Source organism: Bacteroides sp. BFG-637 (assembly GCF_024793605.1).
Taxonomy (GTDB): Bacteria; Bacteroidota; Bacteroidia; order Bacteroidales; family Bacteroidaceae; genus Bacteroides; species Bacteroides vicugnae.
In genome coordinates, this window is record NZ_JANUPD010000002.1 from 3,179,850 (window position 1) to 3,202,759 (window position 22,910).

The 22,910-nt window shown below is 41.2% G+C and carries 8 protein-coding genes and 3 pseudogenes; 7 read left to right on the forward strand and 4 right to left on the reverse strand.

What is annotated here, in order from left to right; translation table 11 throughout:
• Positions 1-7: 7 nt before the first annotated feature.
• Positions 8-1,247, reverse strand: a pseudogene (locus NXX38_RS12225) (rhamnogalacturonan acetylesterase).
• 129 nt (positions 1,248-1,376) lie between these two features.
• Complete coding sequence (locus NXX38_RS12230) at positions 1,377-4,253, reverse strand: sugar-binding domain-containing protein (protein ID WP_258981941.1); 2,877 nt, start codon at positions 4,251-4,253, stop codon at positions 1,377-1,379.
• 243 nt (positions 4,254-4,496) lie between these two features.
• Here NXX38_RS12230 and NXX38_RS26900 point away from each other — a divergent pair, with 243 nt between their 5' ends.
• The 4 genes from NXX38_RS26900 to NXX38_RS12245 all read left to right on the forward strand — a co-directional run bounded on the left by NXX38_RS26900 (position 4,497) and on the right by NXX38_RS12245 (position 9,663).
• The gene (locus tag NXX38_RS26900; RefSeq protein ID WP_409013806.1) at positions 4,497-5,828 is read left to right on the forward strand and encodes a beta-galactosidase; all 1,332 of its coding nucleotides are present in this window, start codon (positions 4,497-4,499) and stop codon (positions 5,826-5,828) included.
• Complete coding sequence (locus tag NXX38_RS26905; RefSeq protein ID WP_409013807.1) at positions 5,743-7,446, forward strand: beta-galactosidase; 1,704 nt, start codon at positions 5,743-5,745, stop codon at positions 7,444-7,446. Before NXX38_RS26900 ends, NXX38_RS26905 begins: the two co-directional genes overlap by 86 nt.
• 59 nt (positions 7,447-7,505) lie before the next feature.
• Complete coding sequence (locus tag NXX38_RS12240) at positions 7,506-8,888, forward strand: glycoside hydrolase family 28 protein (protein ID WP_167511717.1); 1,383 nt, start codon at positions 7,506-7,508, stop codon at positions 8,886-8,888.
• A gap of 88 nt (positions 8,889-8,976) precedes the next feature.
• The gene (locus NXX38_RS12245) at positions 8,977-9,663 is read left to right on the forward strand and encodes an SGNH/GDSL hydrolase family protein (protein ID WP_195648510.1); all 687 of its coding nucleotides are present in this window, start codon (positions 8,977-8,979) and stop codon (positions 9,661-9,663) included.
• Between the two features lie 102 nt (positions 9,664-9,765).
• On the opposite strand, the gene NXX38_RS12250 is transcribed toward NXX38_RS12245, so the two are convergent.
• Both NXX38_RS12250 and NXX38_RS12255 read right to left on the reverse strand, forming a co-directional pair.
• A complete protein-coding gene (locus NXX38_RS12250) occupies positions 9,766-11,847 on the reverse strand; it encodes a RagB/SusD family nutrient uptake outer membrane protein (protein WP_148364267.1) in 2,082 nt (693 codons plus the stop codon).
• A gap of 24 nt (positions 11,848-11,871) precedes the next feature.
• Positions 11,872-15,004, reverse strand: a pseudogene (locus tag NXX38_RS12255) (SusC/RagA family TonB-linked outer membrane protein).
• Between the two features lie 1,967 nt (positions 15,005-16,971).
• Here NXX38_RS12255 and NXX38_RS12260 point away from each other — a divergent pair.
• The 3 genes and pseudogenes from NXX38_RS12260 (at position 16,972) to NXX38_RS12270 (ending at position 22,907) form a co-directional block, all read left to right on the forward strand.
• Positions 16,972-17,988: a fimbrillin family protein gene (locus NXX38_RS12260; protein ID WP_167511718.1), complete on the forward strand. Its 1,017-nt coding sequence runs from the start codon at positions 16,972-16,974 to the stop codon at positions 17,986-17,988.
• Positions 17,989-18,038: 50 nt separating this feature from the next.
• Positions 18,039-19,607 (forward strand): fimbrillin family protein, encoded by a 1,569-nt coding sequence (locus NXX38_RS12265; RefSeq protein WP_195648506.1) that lies wholly within the window; start codon positions 18,039-18,041, stop codon positions 19,605-19,607.
• A 105-nt stretch (positions 19,608-19,712) separates the two neighbouring features.
• Positions 19,713-22,907: pseudogene (locus tag NXX38_RS12270) on the forward strand (SusC/RagA family TonB-linked outer membrane protein).
• Positions 22,908-22,910 lie beyond the last annotated feature (3 nt).

Sequence of the window (22,910 nt, forward strand, 5' to 3'; positions counted from 1 at the left end):
TTATCTCCTAATTTCCGTCCGGTTTCTCTATTTCCGTGAATGGTGATTCGTTCCAATGGAAAACATTCACATCGTCCGGTTGTGCCGGGTTATAGGATGGGTCTATTTTCAGGTGTTTAGCCAGTTCCGGTACGGCTTTTTTCATTCCTTCAATCACACATTGGGCTATTTGATAGGCTCCGTAAGGATTAAAGTGGGTGTTATCGGCAAAATCCTTGGTCTGTCCCGGATAAGTGCCTGCCGGATAATGCACGAAAGCGCGTTTGGACGTTTCCGGCCCCAAGGCTTCATAAAGCGTACGGGTCATTTCGTTGAGGTCGATCAACGGAACATTTTCCTTTGCTGCCAGCCAGCGCATGGCTTCCGGATAATCTTCGTGTGTGTCACGGATATGTCCGGTGGCATCGAAACTCCGGCGTTGGGTGGGAGTGACTAGTACGGGGTATGCTCCCCGTGCACGGGCTTCCATCAATAAATGTTTTCAGGCTGGTCATAAAAGAGTAATAGGCTCCTTTGCCCGGCCCTTTCTGCTTTTGGTCGTTATGTCCGAATTCCATGAAAAGATAATCTCCTTTCTTTATCTGGCTCAATGCTTTTTTCAAACGTCCTGCGGCAATAAAAGTATTGGCTGATTCGCCCGATTCCGCATAATTGGCGATACAAACGTCCGTGCCGAAGAAATGAGGTATCATTTGTCCCCAGCTCGCCCATGGCTCATTGTCCTGATCGACTACGGTACTGTTGCCGCATAGAAAAACGGTAATCACCGACGGATCAGCAGGCTTGATACTGATACTCTGGCATACGGGTGCATCGCCGTTAAATTCCAGAGTCAGTTTATCGTCCCAGTTCAGTTTAGTCTTTTCGCGGGGTTTGATACGTACGGATTCTTTCTCGGAAATGCGGGGATTGCGTTTGTTGATGATAAATGTTTTATCTACGAATTGTCCCTTTTGGGTCGCGAGGTTATCAATGAACAGTCGGCGTGACTCGCCTCTTACAGTGGTCACCCCTGCCTGTTTCTTGCTTCCCAGGCGAACGGTTACTTGGTAGTTACCATCCGGCACACGGACAGAAAAGAAGAAGGGTGTCTTACTGCCTTTTGCGGGAGTAGCGACGAGATCATATCCGTATCCTGTCTCCTCACTGTAACGGGGAGCGTCTGCCAACTGGTATGTTTGGGCTTTCTCCTGTGCGTTGATACTTGCCGTTGCCAGGACTAGCAAACCTATAATAGTTGTTTTCATGTAAATAATATAAAAGTATATTGTTTATGGAGTTTAGGCACGGATTACACGGATTTCACGGTTTTTAGAATTACGCTTTCTATAGAGCAACAGCGTAATCCGTGTAATCCGTGCCTGATAATTTCCCATTTAGTTAATTTTTGGTTTGAGTTCGTCAGGTGAATCTTTGGTATAAGATTTCACATCTCCCGCCACTTTGGTGAATAATGCCTGTATCAGCTCCGGAGCTATCTTTTCTGCCGGACGGAAAGCATCCGAATTCATATAATCCAGGATTGCTTTGTGCATCTGGCGGGCTACAATCCGTTTTTCCGGTTGGGAGGTAATATCCATACTGGTCATCATCAGTTTGCCGTTCAACACCTTTGCTTCGAACAACATTCCAATTTTCCGGCTGATAAACCAGGTATCAATACTTTGAATCGTAGGTTGGAATGTTGCCGGGAAGTCGGTGAATTGCATCACCTGCGCTTTGTTCAGCAGTTCCCACCATTGCAGGTTGCTATGATATTCAGTAGGAAATTCACGGAAAAGAGGGTGATATTCATTCAGGAAAATACCTGTTGTGTGTGGCGGACGCATCTTGAACCAGGAAGTATTCCAAAATACGGGAGTAAAATATTGTTTGACTTCCTTGCCGTATTGTATCTTTCCGGCAGCCGTAATCAGCACATTTCCTCCGTCCTGCAACACTGCCAATGCTTTGGCGTCCAAGGTGTCGGTGGTATATACTGTTCCTTGTACCAGTTCCACTTGTGCCGGATATATCCAGAAATCCCAGTCGTTTACGGCATCACTGCCTTCGATACGCACTTCCAGATTTAGTTTCTGCGGTGTATCGATTCCTTCCAGAGTCATATCTACACTACCTAAGGAATAAAGATTACCGATGGGAATGCGATGGGTACCGACAGTTCCATGAGCATATACCTTTCCGAATTTATCCTTAATGGTATAAACTGTTTTTGCGCTTTCTAAGGGAGCAGCTCCGAAATGGGATACTTCGATGTCGGCATGGAATGTTTCATTGTTGGTATATACAAATTTGGGAATACGTGCCAAAGGTACGGTCGGACTGCAAAAGCGTCTGAATTGCTCTGCGTTGATATATCCTTTTTCTTCAAAGAACACGTCCAGTACACCGACTAATGCAGTTCCCTGACCGGAATAATCATTGAGAGCCAGCAACTGGAATCCCGCATAGTCCGGAGTACGCAAGGTCTTTTCAATCTCATGTTTGTAGCAGAGTGCCTGCAATTTGCCCGAAGCCATCATGAAATCGTAGCTTTGGCTTCCCATGTGGTTATCGTTCAGAATATCCCGGAAGATTTCAAAGTTCTTCGCTTTGTTAACTCCCGTATATTTACGGATTTCATTGAAATTCGGGAATACGCACCATTGACCCGTTTCGTGTGATACATACGGTTGTTTCACCGTGTCAATCCTTGTACGATAATCCGATTCACTTTCCGGTTGCGCACCTGCCCAGCTTAATCCGCGTGCACCTGCTTTCACATGATACTCATTGTGAGGTTGCCATTGCCAACTGTTTCCAACGGAAGCTCCTGTGTATACACGACGCGGATCGGTTGCTTTCCAATAATCCACGAACTTGCTGACCCATGCCACCCAACGACCGGAAGGCTCATTGCCGCAAGCTAGCATACAGTATGAAGCGTAATTCCCATATTCCTTGGTCAGTGCAATGGTTTCGTCCATCAGGTATTTGTCAATCGGTTGTCCGTTACCCAGTCTCGGACCGTGGTTCGGCCAGCTCGGTCCTTCCGGTTGCAGATAGAAACCAACCAGATCGGCAGCAATGAAAGCTGCCTCCGGCGGACAGAAAGAGTGGAAGCGCATATGATTCAAGCCGTAGCTGCGGCAAATGCGGAATACCCGTTCCCAAGAAGCCACATCCATCGGAGCATAGCCTGTCAACGGGAAATCACAGTTTTCCACTGTACCGCGAAGCATTGTCTTACGACCGTTCACATAGAACCATTTTCCCTCGATCTTGAAATCACGCATACCGAACTGTACCTGTTTCGTATCAGACTGTTTGCCGTTGACCAGCTTTGCCGTCAGTTTATAAAGTGCCGGACTGAATTCATCCCATGTCAGAAACTCTTTTCCCATCGGAAGTTCCATTTCCACCGGATTATCTCCCGGACGGATGTTGAAACTTTGGTGTACGGGAGCCACTTTGTGCTGAATATCAGTGTTAAAGCTCTCGGCGGAAAGGGTGATCTCTCCCTTGATGGAAGAAGCAGACCGTATATTCATGCGAACCAGCGCTTTCTGATTGCTCAAATCGGGATATACCTGAATATCTTCTAAATGGACTTTGGGAGTAGCTTGTAATTCGATTCGTCCGACGATACCGTTCCAGTTACCTTGTGTCTGGTCGGTGATGCTGTGAGAATCGGGACCTACGTTGATTTCTTTGATTCTATTATCGATACGGATGGTAATCAGGTACGTTTTTCCGGGGGTGGTTGCAGCAGTCAGGTCATAGACATGGGGAACACAAAGACTGTTTTGCATACCAAGCTCCTGCTGATTTACCCATACAGTAGTTTCGATGTGCGGACGTTCCAGAAAAAGAGTGATTCTTTCTCCTTTCCAGTCAGCCGGAATTGTCACTTTCTTTTGATACCAAGCCACACCTACATAATGTTTGTCGGGAGTCAGAAAGAAGGGTAGTTTTACTTGTCCCTCTATCCTGTATTTTTCCATATATGGGTTGAAGTAGTAAGAACTGTCGTAGAGGCTTCCGGTCCATTGGGTACGGACGGTCACTTCATCTCCTTTCCATTTTTCGGGCATGGAGCCGGGCAGGTTGATAGAATCGTCGAGGGATTTTTTGAACCATTGTTCCTTGACGCCGGTATCTTCCCGATCTATCCGGAAATTCCATTTGCCGGATAAGCTGAAAGAGTGATTTTGTCCCGCTACGGTCAGTATGGAGATAAATACGATAGCAATACTTACTAAAAGTCGTTTCATGATATATAGAATTGATATGTTTTTCATTCTTTTTTAAAATCTGCCGCTAAAGTAGAGCTTTTTAAGGGTTTAGTAAATAGAAAGATGTACAGATACATAGAATATTGTATCAAAATGGACATCTAAAAGCGTTCGTGTACAAAACTACATGGATTTGAAATATTGTCCATGCTCTTTATCTTTGAGGAGGGGCGGAGATGCCTTATCTTTGCAGGGTAAACTTTTTAATCTTAATAAGGAACCATGAAAAAAGTAGTAATCTGGATAGCTCTAAGTCTTTGGTCGGTGATGACAATCTTTGCCGGTGAGACAGCTTACCTCTTTTCTTATTTTATCAATGACAGTAAAGACGGACTGCATTTAGCATATAGTTATGATGGATTGAACTGGCTGCCTTTACATGGCGGACGTTCTTATCTTACCCCTGCGGTTGGTAAAGATAAATTAATGCGTGACCCCAGTATTTGCCAGTCGCCGGACGGAACTTTTCACATGGTCTGGACTTCCAGTTGGACGGACCGGATTATCGGATATGCCTCTTCCCGAGATTTGGTTCATTGGAGTGAGCAACAAGCAATTCCTGTGATGATGCACGAGCCGGATGCACATAACTGTTGGGCTCCCGAACTGTTTTACGATGAACCTTCACAAACCTATTATATCTTTTGGACAACTACGATTCCCGGTCGTCACAAAGAAGTGGCTACCAGTGAAAGTGAGAAAGGACTGAATCATCGTATTTATTATGTAACAACGAAGGACTTTCGTACTTTCTCGAAGACGAAGATGTTCTTCAATCCTGATTTCAGTGTGATTGATGCCGCTATTGTGAAAGATCCGAAGCGGGAAGATCTGATAATGGTAGTCAAGAATGAAAATTCCAATCCACCGGAAAAGAATTTGCGTGTGACACGTACAAAGAAGATAGAAAAAGGATTCCCGACCCAAGTATCAGCATCTATTACAGGAAAATATTGGGCGGAGGGTCCGGCTCCTCTTTTTGTAGGTGATACGCTTTATGTCTATTTTGATAAATACCGTGACCATCGTTATGGAGCTGTTCGTTCTTTGGATCATGGTGAAACATGGGAAGATGTGTCCGATCAGGTCTCTTTCCCGAGAGGCATCCGTCATGGAACGGCGTTTGCGGTGGATGCTTCTGTTGTGGAGGCACTAAAAAAGAAGTCTTGGTTTAACGACAAAGACCTGACACTGACAGGAGTCTATTATTATCCCGAACATTGGGATGAAAGCCAGTGGGAACGTGATTTCAAGAAGATGCATGAACTGGGATTTGAATTTACCCATTTTGCCGAGTTTGCCTGGGCGCAACTGGAACCGGAAGAGGGACGCTATGATTTTGCTTGGCTCGATAAAGCCGTGGCTTTAGCTGCCAAATATGATTTGAAAGTAATCATGTGTACTTCTACTGCCACTCCTCCTGTATGGATGAGCCGGAAATATCCCGAAATTCTATTGAAGAATGAGGATGGAACGATACTTGACCACGGTGCTCGGCAGCATGCTTCCATTTGCTTCGCCTCTTTACAGGGAATTATCATACAAGATGATTGAAAAACTGGCGCAACATTATGGAAATGACTCCCGTATTATCGGATGGCAACTCGACAACGAACCTGCTGTACAGTTTGATTATAATCCGAAAGCGGAGCTTGCTTTCCGTGATTTTCTCCGTGCCAAATACAATAATGATATCCAACTTTTAAATGATGCATGGGGCACTGCTTTCTGGAGTGAGGCTTATTCGTCTTTTGATGAAATAACGCTTCCCAAGCGCGTACAGATGTTTATGAATCATCATCAAATTTTGGATTACCGCCGTTTTGCTGCATCACAAACCAATGATTTCCTGAACGAACAATGTCTGTTGATTAAGAAATATGCAAAGAACCAATGGGTGACTACGAATTATATACCGAATTATGATGAAGGTCACATCGGTGGTAGCCCCGCACTTGATTTCCAGAGTTACACCCGCTATATGGTATATGGTGATAATGAGGGGATTGGTCGTCGAGGCTACCGGGTAGGTAATCCGTTGCGGATAGCTTGGGCAAATGATTTTTTCCGTCCGATACAGGGTACTTATGGTGTGATGGAATTACAGCCGGGACAGGTGAACTGGGGCAGTATCAATCCCCAACCTCTTCCGGGCGCAGTTCGTCTGTGGATGTGGAGTGTGTTTGCCGGTGGAAGTGATTTTATCTGCACCTATCGTTATCGCCAGCCTCTTTACGGCACGGAACAATATCATTACGGAATTGTCGGCACGGACGGAGTGACTGTTACTCCCGGCGGAAGAGAATATGAGACATTTATAAAGGAGATTCGTGAACTTCGTAAACATTGCTCTTCCCGTGAAACCAAACCTGCCGATTACCTTGCCCGTCGTACTGCAATTCTTTTCAATCATGAAAACTCCTGGAGTATCGAGCGGCAGAAGCAGAATCGTACATGGGACACTTTTGCACACATCGAAAAGTACTACCGTACCCTAAAATCATTCGGAGCTCCTGTCGATTTTATATCAGAGACAAAGAATTTATCCGATTATCCGGTGGTCGTAATACCGGCTTATCAACTGGCTGATAAGGAACTGGTGGATAAATGGATTGCATACGTGAAAAATGGCGGAAATCTAATCTTAACCTGTCGTACGGCACAAAAGGATCGTTATGGCCGTCTTCCTGAAGCTCCTTTGGGCTTCATGATTACTCCTTTGACAGGAAACGAAATGAACTTTTACGATTTACTTCTTCCTGAAGATCCCGGTACTGTAATGATGGATGGAAAGGAGTATGCTTGGAATACATGGGGAGAAATTCTGAATCCTCCCACTGACGCACAGGTCTGGGCTACTTATAAAAACGAATTCTATGAAGGAAGTCCGGCTGTTACTTTCCGTAAATTAGGAAAGGGAACAATCACTTATGTTGGAGTGGACAGTCATGATGGAGCATTGGAAAAAGATATATTGAAGAAACTATATGTACAACTGAATATCCCGGTGATGGACCTGCCATCTGGTGTGACAATGGAATATCGTAATGGATTGGGAATTGTATTGAACTATTCGGATCGTCCTTATACATTTAACTTACCGAAAGGGGGCAAGGCACTGATAGGAACTACGGAAATTCCTACGGCAGGTGTATTGGTCTTTTCAATGTAACAATAAATAGATATTTTTATCTTTGCAGGATTTGAATGAATTAAAAATAGAATCATACGATGAAGACGAACTTATTGAAATATATGGCAGGTATCTGCTTTTGTCTGTTGACAGCTTCTTTGGCTTTTGCCGGTGATAATTATAAGACGGTAAAGGTGAAAGCGCCTTTTCCCATGCAGCCTATTAAAATCTTTATTTATCCCGATAAAGATTTCCCGATAACGGATTACGGTGCACAACCGGGAGGTGAGACGGATAATACCAAAGCCATTGCTGCCGCTATTGAGGCATGTAATCAAGCGGGAGGTGGACGTGTGGTTGTTCCGGCTGGTACATGGCTGACCGGGCCTATTCATTTCAAGAGTAATGTAAACCTCTGTTTGGAAGAGAATGCAGTTTTGAATTTCACGGATAATCCTTCTGATTATCTTCCGGCAGTGATGACTTCCTGGGAAGGCTTGGAATGTTATAACTATTCTCCTTTACTTTATGCTTTTGAATGTGAGAATGTGGCGATTACGGGTAAAGGAACTCTCCAGCCGAAAATGGATGCCTGGAGAGTTTGGTTCAAACGTCCCCAGCCTCATTTGGAAGCGTTGAAGGAGTTGTATACAAAAGCTTCGACTAATGTCCCTGTGATAGAACGTCAGATGGCAATAGGGGAGAATCATCTTCGTCCGCATCTGATTCATTTCAATCGTTGTAAGAATGTGCTGTTGGATGGATTTAAGATACGGGAAAGTCCGTTCTGGACCATTCACCTTTATATGTGTGACGGGGGAGTGGTACGCAATCTGGATGTGAAAGCTCATGGACATAATAACGATGGTATCGACTTTGAAATGAGTCGCAACTTTCTGGTGGAGGATTGTTCTTTCGATCAGGGGGATGATGCGGTAGTTATCAAGGCCGGACGCAATCAGGATGCCTGGAGATTGAATACTCCTTGTGAAAATATTGTTATCCGTCGTTGTCAAATTCTTAAAGGGCATACTTTGCTTGGCATCGGAAGTGAAATATCCGGAGGCATACGGAATATCTATATGCACGATTGCACGGCTCCTAATTCGGTAATGCGTCTTTTCTTCGTGAAGACCAATCATCGCCGGGGTGGATTTATAGAAAACGTTTACATGAAAAATGTACAGGCAGGCATCGCTCAACGGGTGCTTGAAATAGATACGGAAGTATTGTATCAATGGAAAGATCTGGTACCTACTTATGAGGAACGGATTACCCGTATTGATGGCATTTATATGGATAAGGTGACTTGTGAGTCGGCAGATGCCATCTATGAATTGAAGGGGAATGCCAAATTGCCGGTTAAGAATGTAACGATTGAGAATGTGAAAGTGGGTGAGGTGAAAGAGTTCGTGAAGAAAGTGAATAATGTAGAGAATGTAGTGGAAAAGAATGTGACTTATGATAGGAAAGGGAAATAACCCTTTCCTGAAAGTAGCGGAAAATTTCATGCTATAATTTTAGTATAATGTAGTATCTTAGCAGCAAAATTGAAAACTTTATGCTAAGATGAAGAAATCCTTTTATTTATTACTGCTAATCACTCTATATAGCAGTATCAGCTTTGCCCAAAGCCTGAAATCTATATCTATTTTAGGCGATTCGTATTCAACATTTGAAGGATACCTGCAACCCGATACCAATAGCATTTGGTATTACGTTTCTCCGCAACAGCAAACGGACGTAACTTCCGTAAAGCAGACTTGGTGGCATAAATTCATCAAAGAGAATAACTACCGCCTTTGTATCAATAACTCATTTTCCGGCGCAACAATTTGTAATACCGGTTATAATCAGGCTGATTATTCGGATCGTTCTTTTATTACCCGTATGGATAAGTTGGGATGTCCGGATATCATCTTTATTTTCGGTGCAACGAATGATTGTTGGGCCGGTTCACCGCTTGGGGATTACAAGTATGAAGGATGGACCAAGGAAGATTTATATACATTCCGTCCGGCCATGGCATATCTGCTCGACCACATGATTGATCGTTATCCTAATGTTGAGATCTATTTTCTGCTGAATTCAGGTTTAAAGGAAGAGTTTAATGAGTCGGTCAGAGCTATCTGTCATCACTATAATATTGATTGTATTGAACTGCATGATATTGATAAAAAGAGCGGTCATCCTTCGATAAAGGGGATGGAGCAGATTAGCGATCAGATTAAGATGTTTATGAAGAAGACGAAGTGAAAATATATCGGGAATTAAGATAATGATATTGCCACTTGCTACTCTTTGATTAGGAATACTATTTCAAAGAGTGTCAAGTGGCAATAAGTTTAGTTGTTTATCTTAATATCCCGGATTCTGCATTGCTTTCTTTTCTTCATTACTTAGTGCAGAACCATTTGAATTGGTGATACCATCCAGGAAGGCTTGAGGAATCGGACGATAGTAATGTTTCTCCGGTTTGAATTCACCAAGACCTCTGCTGACACCATCGTTGAATTTATGCCAACGTGCGTCTAATGTTTTGGTACGCGCCAGATCCTCCCAGCGTTGCAATTCGCCACAAAGCTCACGGGTACGTTCATTTAATAGGAAGCACATCATTTTGTCTGCATTGGATGTACAGCCCAGTTCGTTGTAGATAGGGGTGTCGACTGTAGAGTTATAAACATCTGCCACACTATTTAATTTCATTGTTGTTTTAGTAGAAGCAGTAGTCTCCTGTCCGATATTGTTTGACTCATAATAAGTGTTCTCTTCCCAGTAAATAGCACCTTCGGAAGAATGCCCGCCACCTTTTCCGGAACAATAAGGATTATTCTTATAAGCTTGTCCGCCATCTACATTCTTACTACGGTCTTCACCTGTTTCGTAACCGGCACGTTCACGCAGTTTATTTATCCATTCGATAGCTTTGTCGTAATTGGCTTCCCCTTTACGAATATACGCTTCGGCAACCATTAATACATCATCTGCCGAACGGGCGATGATGGCATCGCGAGTACCGAATTGAGATGCAATGGAAACACGGTAACCATCCCGGAATTTAGATAAAGCTACTGAACGCTTGTGAGGTATGATATCGTAATAATTGCCCGTTTTCTCATTTATATTCCAGCTGTGTTCCTGTCCTTTGAAATAACGTACATATGTATATGTATTGCACATTTTTCCATCTTTCAAAACAGTATATGCCGGAGCGTTGGAATATTTCTCATATCGGTTGTCTCCCGGGTCATTAACGATGTATTTCATACCGAGTTCACCTCCACTAAAACGTTTGTCGCCTTCTTTTACACCTGCCGGGGCATATGGCATATCTTCTGCTGTCCAGGTGGGAGCACTTTTGGTCTCGTTGGCTCCATAACAGGTAATGAATGATTTCCAGAAACGAGAGTCATTGACACGGTCAAACACCTGCATAGTATATTCTGTGGCACTCACATATGAGAATTCACGTCCTCCGGAGATGTCGCGTTTACATCCACCTATATCATTACCTTGATATACGGCCGGATAATAAAGATGCATCTGATTTCCATAACGTCCCCATGTTGATTCGTCGTTAGAGAATTGAGCTGCCAGAACCACTTCACTTACTTTTTCATTGGCTCCGTTCGGCTGCTCATAGTCCCAAAGTTCTACATAGTCATTGCACAACGGATGTGCATCTACCACTTCCGAACCATATTGAATCACAGCATCAAGGTCGGATGCTACATAATTACTGTTCCAGTCACTGTACAATTCGGATGCCCGGAATAAATGCGCTTTTGCGAGGAAATGGGCGGCAGCGTATTTATTGATTCGTCCAATCGATTCACCTTTATCCGGAAGTAGTCTGTAGGCTTCTCCAAAATCTGATATAATCTGGGTGTATATTTCTTCAGCAGAATTTCGTGTGAAATATGTTTCCGCACTTGTGGACGGAACTAATTTTAACGGTACGCCACCAAATTGCTTCACTAATTCGAAATAAGCATAAGCCCTTAGAAAATGCGCTTCTCCCAGACGTGTGTTATATGAGGGTGAACTTTGGTTATAATATTGAGGTATATTCTGGATCAATATGTTTGCGGGTTCAACCAGTCCGTAGTAATTGTCCCAGACAGGTTGGTTGGCATCTTTCTCAGATGAATTTAAATCTTGGCTATAGTGGTTCCATGCAGGGATAACATTGTTAGCATCGGTAAATTCATCCACTCCCATGTTGTAACACTGAATACCCCATATATAGTTGAATTTGAATTTTAGTTTCTGGTAGGCTCCAGTCACTAATTCATCAAGTCCTTCCTGTGTCTTAAAGCGGTCAGTACTATATTGAGTTGTTAAATTCTCATCAAGGAAAGATTCACTGCACGAAGTGATCGAACTTCCTGTTGCGCCGGCTATTAGAGCTGCAAATAATATTCTATTTAATTTCATAATGTCTTTACTTTAATTTGTTTATTAGAATCCAATGTTGACACCTATTACAAAACTCTTCAAAGTGGTAGGTGAGCCAAATGTCTTGGTGTTATTGTCATAGTTTACCAAGTCAGTATCCAAAAAGTCACATGCCTTATAGATGTTGAATGGATTCATGGCTTGAACATACAACTTCAGATTATTGATACCCAAATTCTTTAATTGCTGTGGGGCAAAGTTATAACCCAATGAAATATTACGAACTTTGATGTATGAGCCATCCTGATAGTTCATTGCACTGTTAAAGGCATCGGCTCCTTCACCGTTAGAACCGGGTGAATAGTATTTTGCATTCTCATTGGTACCGGCCACCCAATAGTCTACTTTACGCTGCATATAGCGACCGTCAAGAGTAACGGCTCCCTGTGGAACTGTAAAACCCCAGCGTGATAGAATAAAGAAGGACAGTTCAAAATTCTTATAACTGAAAGTATTACTCCATCCACCTGTCCAGCGTGGACGTGTGTGCCCTACAATTTTCTTATCGTCATTAGCATCAATTTTGCCGTCATTATTTAAATCTTTCACTTTGATTTGTCCCGGTTTACGTCCATATTTGGCAGCTTCTTCAGCTTCTTCTGTTTTCCAGATGCCATCATATACCCAGTCGTAATAAACGCCGATTTCTTCACCGACAAACCATTTATTGTTCACATCTTCCGTTCTACCATTGGACAATTCGTCAATTCGGTTTCTGTCCATTGACCATGTTAAAGTAGTGCTCCAAGAAAAATCTTTTGTTTGTACAGGTATTGCATTTACTTGTAGGTCAATACCATATCCGGATGTTTTACCCACATTCGCATAAGTGGAAACATAACCCGTTAGCGAAGGAATTGACATTTCCAGTAACAAATCATCTGTTTTCGTTTTGTATGCATCGACACTACCGGTAAGCCGGTTATTAAAGAAACCATAGTCAACACCGACATTGTATTGTGTAGTTCTTTCCCAGCCTAGAGTCGGATTAGCCATTTTGGCGGGTTCCTTCTGTGAAGGATCTGAAGGTACATAACCCAGAGATGAGTCATTCTGTCCCCAGTTATAGTATAAACCTGTGATGGCACCTTTGGTTGCATATGCTTTGATTGCCGCATTACCTGTAACACCCATACCTACACGAAGTTTCAACTGATTCAGCCAACTGATGTCTTTCAGGAAATCTTCCTGATCCATTCTCCATGCGATAGCAGCAGAGGGGAAACTGGCCCATTTGTGTCCTTCGGCTAATTGAGAGGCACCGTCCCAACGCATAGATGCTGTTAGCAAGTACTTATCTTTATAACCATAATTCAGGCGAATCATATAAGAAGCCATTTGAGTTTCAGTCAGTCCTGTGCCGAAAGAGTTCAGTGTGCCGGCAGAGCCTATATTATACCAAAGCTCATCCGATGAGGCTACATTAGTGGCTCTCATATCTCCCATCTCGTAATGGTAGGCAGAAGCGGATTGCATCAATGTCATTCCCAAATTATGCTGTCCCAGAGACTTGTTGTAATAGATCAGGTTATCTAATGTCCATGCACGTTTTTGTTCGTTTTTATATTGTGCACCATTGTTACCGTCTCCATTAATACCATCAGCAGCGTTAGCAACTCCTAAGGTGTAGAATTGGAATTCAGGGCCAAACTGAAGACGATAGGACAAACCTTCCAATGGTTTCCAGATTTTACCGAAATCAATTTGTGAATACAAACTGGCAGAAGCGCGGAAAGTGCGGCGTTGATTAGTATTATAGTCCAATTCGCGAATAGGGTTGATGATATTTACATCACCACTCGGATAACGGACATATTCACCGTTTTCATCGTAAGGCACTGTCCAGGGGATCATACCTCTTAATGCACTATAGAAATCACCCGAACCGGTTACAGATTTTGAGAAACTGTATCCATAGTCTTGAGTTGAATACGATGCATTGATTGAAGAACCCATTTTGAACCAATCGACAGGAGTTACGTCAAATGAGGTTTTCAATGTATAGCGTTCGTATGCTTGTCCCGGTTGTGTACCTTTCTGGTCCAGATAGCCGAATGAGGTATAGCCTTGAAATTTGTCAGACCCTCCGGATGCGCTTAAGGTATGTTCGTGAGTGATCCCTGTTTGTTTGCCGTGAGAAGTCCAGTCGTATGAACCTACTAAAGATGGATCGTAAACTCCGTTTACCCATGCCTTCTCGATGTTCTGCCATGAAGAGGTTACACTGCCGAATGCAGCTTTATCTGCTTCCATAAGTCGGAGTGGTGGAAGCATAAGATCCTGCATTGTATTTAGCTAAGCGGGCATAATCCAGCCATTCGGAGGCAGACATCATCTTTGTTACATCGTGTAGTGTTTCAAAAGTGACAGTACCGGAATAGTTCAGGGTTACCTTCCCTTCTTTTCCTTTTTTAGTAGTCACAAGAATGACACCATTGGCACCACGTGAACCATAAATTGCTGTGGCTGAAGCATCTTTCAGAATGTCAATAGATTCAATATCGGAAGGATTGATGTTTTCAATGCCTCCATTTTGAATGACCATACCGTCTACCACATACAACGGACCCTGTTCCGCATTAATGGAGCGTTGTCCACGGATATTAATGTTACCGACCTCTCCGGGACGTTGACTGGACGTGATATCTACACCGGCTGTTTTGCCTTGCATTCCTTCCAGTGCGTTTCTTACAGGCATTGCTTTCAGTTCTTTTTCTCCTACGCGAGCCATAGCACCGGTTACGTCACTTTTTTTCTGGACTCCATATCCTACAACTACTACTTCGTCTAAGGTTTCCGTATCTTCTTGAAGAGTAATTTGGAAGTTAGTATTTCCGGCCACGGATACTTCTTGTTTTTTATATCCTATATAAGTGATAGTGATTGTACCTTTCATTGGCACATTGGAAAGAGAAAACTTGCCATTTAAATCGGTAATTGTACCATTAGTAGTACCATTAACCAATACACTGGCACCAATAACCGGTTCTCCGGTGAAATCTGTAACTGTGCCCGAAATTGTCTTATTCTGGGCATAAGATTCTACTATTAAAAAAGAAAACAAAGTGAGGAGAAATAGCCGTCGGATAGTATCCTTATAGGCGTACAGGTGATTACCTTTTTTGTTGCTTTTCATACTTTAATTATTAAGTTATAAATATTGGTTTATATAGCCTTTATTGTTCATTTTCTTTTCGTCTTCTTTTGAGGACTTTTTATCTCTTGCTTTATTATATGGGGATATTCCTGTAATATAGGATTTTATAGAGGATTGGTAATGTAATGTATTATATAATATTTATATATTTACATAGTGTATTTATTGTTATTAAGTTAAACAAAAGTTAGATTCTCTTTTCTTGAAAGAACCTTGTTTATCAAAGCATTCTACTAGGATTAGAAAGTTTGCAGACATAACGAGCGCTATTGAAGATATCAGCAATAGCAGAAACGTACAAATGCATGAAGAAATGCCTCAAGACTTGGCACAAGAATCACATGTTATGAGTAGCGATTTAATATTGGTGCCTAAATACTTATGCAGCTGTTGTTGCATAATTTTATATGAATTGAAAATAGTACATTGATAAACATAAAAAACGATATGGCGAATTTTTCAATTGTCAATTTGGATTCCAACTAAAAAATATCAATGTGCAAACATCGATAAGGGCAGAATAGTAAGCTAACCTTTTACTTAACCCTGAAATATCTACCCAGTCTTACTGTCGAAAAATCAATCTGTCAACCTTCTAAAAAAGAATACTTTCCAACATTTGAGAATCCCGTCACTAGTCAGATATTTGTCTATGATAACTTTTGAATGGTAGTATGAGGAAATTGCAATATCACTCAGCTTTTTACCTGTAACTCATGTACTGACGCTATATATCTATTATCACTTTTATCTAAAGAAATAAGGAAACAAATCTCTCAATGTTACGAAAATAATAAGTAAGAAAAAAATATCGGACAAACTTATAGATTGAGAAGGTTTACAAAGAGAGTCTCGTAATTCTTTGGAGATTCCTCTAATGACAAATCGAGTTCTCGTACATATACTTAAGGATTTTAAAAAGAGCTCAAAAGGAATCTGGACAGATAGCTACTATCAGATATATTTGACTCTGATAAAAGTCAGTATCGACATTATGCAGAGTCAAATATGACCTATAGTAACTTATTCTATCCATTCCTTTACGGAGTGTCTTTGAAAATGCCTGCAAGTATATGGACGAGAACTCGATTTGTCAGTAGATGAATTAAGGAAATACGAGACACTCGTTTTTTTAAACCTCTCTCAATCTATCTAGTAAGAGATATTTTTATGCTTACTTATTATTTAGGTGTATTAACTTGAGAATTTGTTGGCATATAATTTTAAAGATAAAAAGTATATTGATATATATGTTCATAAAACAGTAATACGTAAAAGAGGAGAGAATGAAATTTTACTGTACATAGCGCCGATGTAAAAATCTATCATAGATAAATATCTGACTAGAGACGGATTTTAAAATTTGGAAAGTATTCTCATGCCTTACTAGACAGATATACAGTTTGATTTTCGACATATAGACAAGGTGGCACGACTTTCAGGGATAAGTAAAAAGCGGTGTACTTACTATTCTGCTTTGCGAAAGACATTTGCACAACATGGATATAATTTAGGATCCAAATTGAGAAATAGAGTATTGCATAGGCACAATATGAAAAACAATCGTCCTATATTCAATTATATCAAAATTATGCAATAAAATGCTGATAAAGATAGGAAATATTAAATCAGTTATTATAAAACGCATTGATTCATGCATCGTGCATGACGGCATTTCTCCTGTTTTCACGTTTTCTCTATTGAAGATCTTCAATAGCTCGTTATTTTTGTCAACAACTTTTTCCTGGTAATGCTTTGTAAAAAGGTTTCAAGTCAAAAGAGAATCTAACTTTTGTTTAACTTAATATTTTGAAGTATGATAAACTATGGAAAACACAGCCTTTCACTTATAGTCATTAGAAAGGATGAATTTCGAGGGCTATTCTTTATTACTTATGGAGAATCTATAAATGAGAATATATTTGTTTAACTTTAAAAAACATGGTATGAAAATAAACTATGTAACGGCTGCTTTTGCTCTGCTGCTTTTGGCGGGATGCAGTAATGACGTGAAAGAATCTGATATCAAGTTCGCAGGAGAAACAGGTGCAAAAGTTTCTTTTAGTGCAGTGATTAATAATCAAGAGGCAAGCGAACTTAAGACTAGAGCTACGGAAACAAGTTGGGAAATGGGTGACTTGGTTGGAATTACATGCGGATCCCGGCAGGTGAATATTGAGTATGAATATACCGGTGGTGAAAATAGCTTGTTTGCCGCAAAAAGTGGATATGCTGAAGATATCTGGGTATTAGGTACTCAAGAATATGATGTGACAGCTTATTATCCGTTCACTGGAACATCAGGTACGGAAGCTGAAACCATTGAAGTGTCTACTGATAGTGAAAATCAGGCTACAGCAGAAAAACGTGAACAGATTGACTTTCTTTATGCATCAGGAAAGGCAACTGCCGAAACTCCCAATGTAAAATTAGCATTTAATCATGTAATGAGTCGTATCAAACTGACTTTTACAGCTGGTACGAATGTTACATTGTCGGATATCACATGCTACCTTATTAATTTGAAGAAGAACGGGACATTTAATCCGAATACAGGAGAAACAACTGTAAGTATAGAATCTGTAACGTCGGATGATGATATTGTATGGACTAAAGTAGGTGCAGCTGATAATTATACGATACAGGCTATCTTATTACCGCAAACTCCACAGAAAGAAGTCTATATCCAAGCAGGAATGAACGGATATTATTACGAAGTTCACTTTCCGAATTTGACAAAATTGGAGCCTGGGGTTTCTTATAATTATACTATTCAAGCTAATGAGTATAAAGATAATCCTTTTGTATTAACTATTACCGAAGAGACACAAATCATTGGATGGAAAAATGAAGATGGCGGAACTGTTGAGTCAGATCCGAGTGTAGCAGGAACAGGTACGAACATCACTAATCCAAGCTGGAATATCACAGAAGAAACTATTACTCCTACATCCAAAAAATGATATTTTGAATAAAACGAAAGAATTACTAAAAACTAAATAAAATCTGATTTATGAAAGTATATAACTATATATCAATGCTTCTTCTTGGAGTAGTGTCCTTGGCTTCTTGTTCGCAGGATGACGGGATAGAAGGTGAAAATATGGGAACTTTACAAGGCTTCCAAATCAGCGTATCTGAAGATGGCTTTCAAACTGTAAATGCTCCTGGAACGCGGGCTACGGAGAATAATTATACAACTAAATTTTCCGAAGGCGATATGATTGGTATTTTCGCAGTCAAAGGTGAAAATATTGTTGAAGATATAAATAACCGCCAATTTACGTATCAGGATGGGGAATGGGTGTTGACCGACGGTGAAGATGCTATAGAATATAAAGGTTCGGAGTTCTCTAAAATGAACTTTTATGCTTATTATCCCTATGACTCTAAAGTTACTTTCGAACCTGCGAATGATGATCCTTTCGCTACATATGTCAGCAATTGGAAAGTTGGAGTAGACCAAAGTGGTGATAACTATACTAAGTATGATTTGATGACAAGCACAGGGACTGTACAAGGTGACCGCTTGAAAGGGTCAATTGCTTTTACCATGCAGCATAGAATGGCGATGGCTGTGATACAAATGCCTGAAAAGGTGTATACCTTTACAAATACGGATGTAACACTGGAAGATTATAAATTGCCTGTAACTGTAGGTTCTTTTACTATAGATAATGTGGAGGCATCTCCTTATTATCAGGCAAGTACAGATACTTATCGCTTTTTGGTGAAACCCAATACGGCTTTTTCTATCAAAGGGACTTATACTGGAGCACAAGAAATGGATTATGCTGCTAACGGTACTTTGGAAAGTGGAACTGCAAAAAAATATGTGATCGAGGACACAAATAAGAGTTCACATCTTTTGGCTGTAGGAGACTATTATTGTGCAGATGGTTCTATTGTCAGCAAAGATGTAGAAACTGCACCAGACAATGTAATCGGTATTGTATATCATGTAGGTAATCCGCAACCGTCAATAACAACTCCTGCTACATATACAGAAACAAATGATGCATTGCGCCGTGATTATCCAAGCTGTACGCATGGACTCGTACTGGCTATAACTTACCCGTCAGTTGGTGGAACACAAACTGCTGCATTTTCAACTAATAGAGATGTGTTTTTTGGCGGCTGGTATTCAACGGATGAAGATTGGTCGGATAAATTTGTAGCTTGTACAACATATAATACTTCCATTGCAGCATATTTGGGATATAACAATACAGTATTAATGACGATGTCTCCTAATACATTTGTGTGCGACAAGGCTGTAAGTTATGTTGAGGCTTATCGTGGAGCAGTTTTCGTGCCTGCTTCTGCCTCTAGCTGGTATCTTCCCTCTTTATACGAATTAGATGAACTCGTAAATGTTATATCTACCGTTCAAGAAAGTATTAAAAACGCAGGTGGAGAGGCTCTGGCTGTAGGTAGTCGTCATTGGAGTAGTAATGAACGTACAGGAAATACAACGGTAATATATCAGCATCTACTTCAGGCTACAGGAGCATACCTGGTTGATAAATATCGAAACCAAGGAGGAGCAGCTGGTTATTTCCCTATGATGCTTGCATTTTAAAAGCATCAGGATAATTTGCTATAAGAAATATGTTGAGGATGTTGTCTAAAATAAATGGAGCGACTCTTTCAATATGCGATTAAAAAACTATTATGAGTGATAAATATGAATAAGAAAAACTTAATAAAAGGAACTGCTCTTCCTGTCGCACTGTTTTTCTCCTTCGCCCTGCTTCCGAGTTTCGGTAATCAAGGACAAGTCTTTGCTGCCATGGACGTAGTCCAGCAGCAAGGCTTCATCAAAGGAACGGTGGTAGATGATAAAGGCGAACCGGTGATCGGTGCGAATGTAGTTGTTGAAAGCACTAATATCGGTACAATCACCGATATTGATGGTGTGTTCAAAGTCAATGTACGCCCAGGTACAAAATTGAAAATATCCTTTATTGGATATAGCGACCAGATAGTGGCGGCAAAGAAAGATATGCGGGTTGTGCTGGTCGAAGATGCTACTGCCTTGCAAGAGGTAGAAATCGTAGCTTATGGTGTGCAGAAAAAAGTGACTATGACCGGTGCGATTGCCAGTGTGAAGAGTGAGGCTTTGACACGTACATCTGTAGGTTCTGTTTCTAATGTATTGGGAGGTCAAATGACAGGTTTGACTACTGTACAGTATTCCGGTGAGCCGGGTTCGGATGCTGCAGATATTTTTATTCGTGGTAAAGCAACGTGGGCAGATTCTACTCCATTGATACAAGTGGATGGCGTGGAACGTAGCATGAATGATATTGACCCGAATGAAATAGAGTCCATTTCTATCCTGAAAGATGCTTCGGCAACTGCTGTGTTTGGTGTTCGTGGTGCTAATGGTGTTATCTTGATAACTACTAAACGTGGTAGAGAAGGAAAGGCGAAAATTTCGTTTACTACTTCAGCTTCCGTATTGATGCCGACTAAAATGGTGGAGACGGCCAATTCGTATGACTATGCAACGTTTTATAATCAGATGCGTGCCAATGATGGGAAAGAAGCGATGTTTAGTGATGCGGTAATTCAGAAATTTAAAGATGGATCTGATCCCTATTCGTTTCCCAAGTATTAACTGGGTCGATTATATCATGGGAGATGCCACCTTGCAAAGTCAACATAATGTTAATATATCCGGAGGTACGGATAAAGTACGTTATTTCATTTCTGCCGGAGCTTATACACAAGGGGGACTTTTCAATGAATTTCAGTTACCTTATAACATCAGTTATCAGTATCGTCGGTTCAACTACCGAAGTAATCTGGATATGGATGTGACAAAAACAACCACTCTGTCTTTTAATGTGGCGGGTAATGTTAATTCTTCTGATAAACCACGTACAAGTCAGGGCTCATCAGGTATGGTGAAAAATATCTATTATGCCACTCCATTCAAAAGTGCCGGTTTTGTAAATGATAAATTGGTTTACACTACAACTGACAGCTATGATGATGGAATGAGCCTGCCTTTTACTGGTGATATCGACCCATTTACTTACTATGGAGGTGGTGCTACTCGCACTAGTAATAACTCATTGAACGCTGACCTTGTTCTGGATCAGAAATTGGATTTTATCACGAAGGGACTTTCATTCAAATTGAAAGGATCTTATAATAGTTCATTCACTGTTTACAAATATCTATCCGGTGGAACAGAAATGACTTATAACCCTGTATTGTCAAGTGAGGGTATAGTAAATCTGCGCCCTGTGGATGGGAGTAAGTATACAGATGTAAGTTATAGTAGTGGTACAGGTAAATCGCGTGATTGGTATATGGAGGCAGGATTGAATTATAATCGTTCTTTCGGAAACCACAATGTAGGTGCATTGTTACTTTACAATCAGTCCAAAGAATATTATTATTCAAATACAGAATATCCGGATGTTCCGCGTGGTTATGTCGGACTGGTAGGACGTGTCACTTATGACTGGAAGAATCGTTATATGATTGAAGCTAATATGGGTTATAACGGTTCTGAGAACTTTGCTCCGGATAAACGTTTTGCTCTTTTTCCTGCAGGTTCTGTGGGTTGGGTGATGAGCGAAGAAAATTGGTTTCAACGTGCAAAACCGTTCGTTAGTTTCTTGAAATTACGTGCTAGTTTCGGATTGGTAGGTAATGACAAGATCAGTGGTAGCCGGTTTATGTATACAGCTGACCCGTATAGCGTTAACTTAAATGATTTAACCAATCGATATGCAAGTTCTTCCGGTAGTGGTGGCTATGGCTATTTTTTCGGAACGGACGGTCTGAATGTTACAACTAGCAAAGGAGCCTACGAAAAATCAAAAAATAATCCGGACGTATCATGGGAAAAAGCTTTCAAGCAGAATTATGGCATGGATATCAACTTCTTTGATGACCGATTATCCGCTACAATCGAATATTACAAGGAACATCGTTGGGACATTCTGTTGCAGGATGGAACAGCGCCAGGTATGCTGGGATTTACCACACCATATTCAAATCTTGGGGAAGTGAAAAACTGGGGATGGGAATTATCACTGAAATGGAATGATAGAATAGGTAAGAATTTCCGTTATTGGGCAGGGATTAATCTCTCTTACAACCAGAATGAGATCATTGAACGTAAAGAATCACCGCAAGATTACGACTATCAGTATTTGAAAGGTCACCGCATTGGTTCGCGTAGCCAGTATGTTTTTTGGCGTTATTACGATGAAAGTACTCCCGAACTGTATGAAAAGACATTCAATCGTCCATTCCCAACACATTCAGTAGACTTGAAAAATGGGGATGCTGTGTACGTTGACTTAAATGGTGACCGTCAAATAGACTCTAACGATATGAGTTACGACTATGGATTTACGGATGATCCGGAATATATGGTTGGTCTTAATTTCGGATTTGCCTGGAAGAATTGGGAAGTAAATACACAGTGGACAGGGGCTTGGAATGTAAGCCGTATGATTTCAGATGTATTCCGTCAGCCCTTTGTCTCTTCTGCTACCAAGACCGGGGGGGACTGTTGGCTTACCACTTGACCAATACATGGACTACAGAGAATCCTTCGCAGAATGCGGAATATCCTCGTGCAACTTGGGATAATGCGGACAATAACTATGCCACTTCTACACTGTATGAGAAAGATGCCAAGTACTTGCGTCTGAAAACGCTTACCGTGTCTTATAACTTCCAGTTTCCTTTCATGAAGAGATTAGGATTGAACACCTGTCAATTGGCATTCAGTGGTTACAATCTGTTGACGTTTACCCCATACCTTTGGGGAGATCCGGAAGCAACAGCAAGTAATGCACCTTCCTATCCATTGACTAAGACCTATACAGTGAGTTTGAAATTAGGATTCTAACCG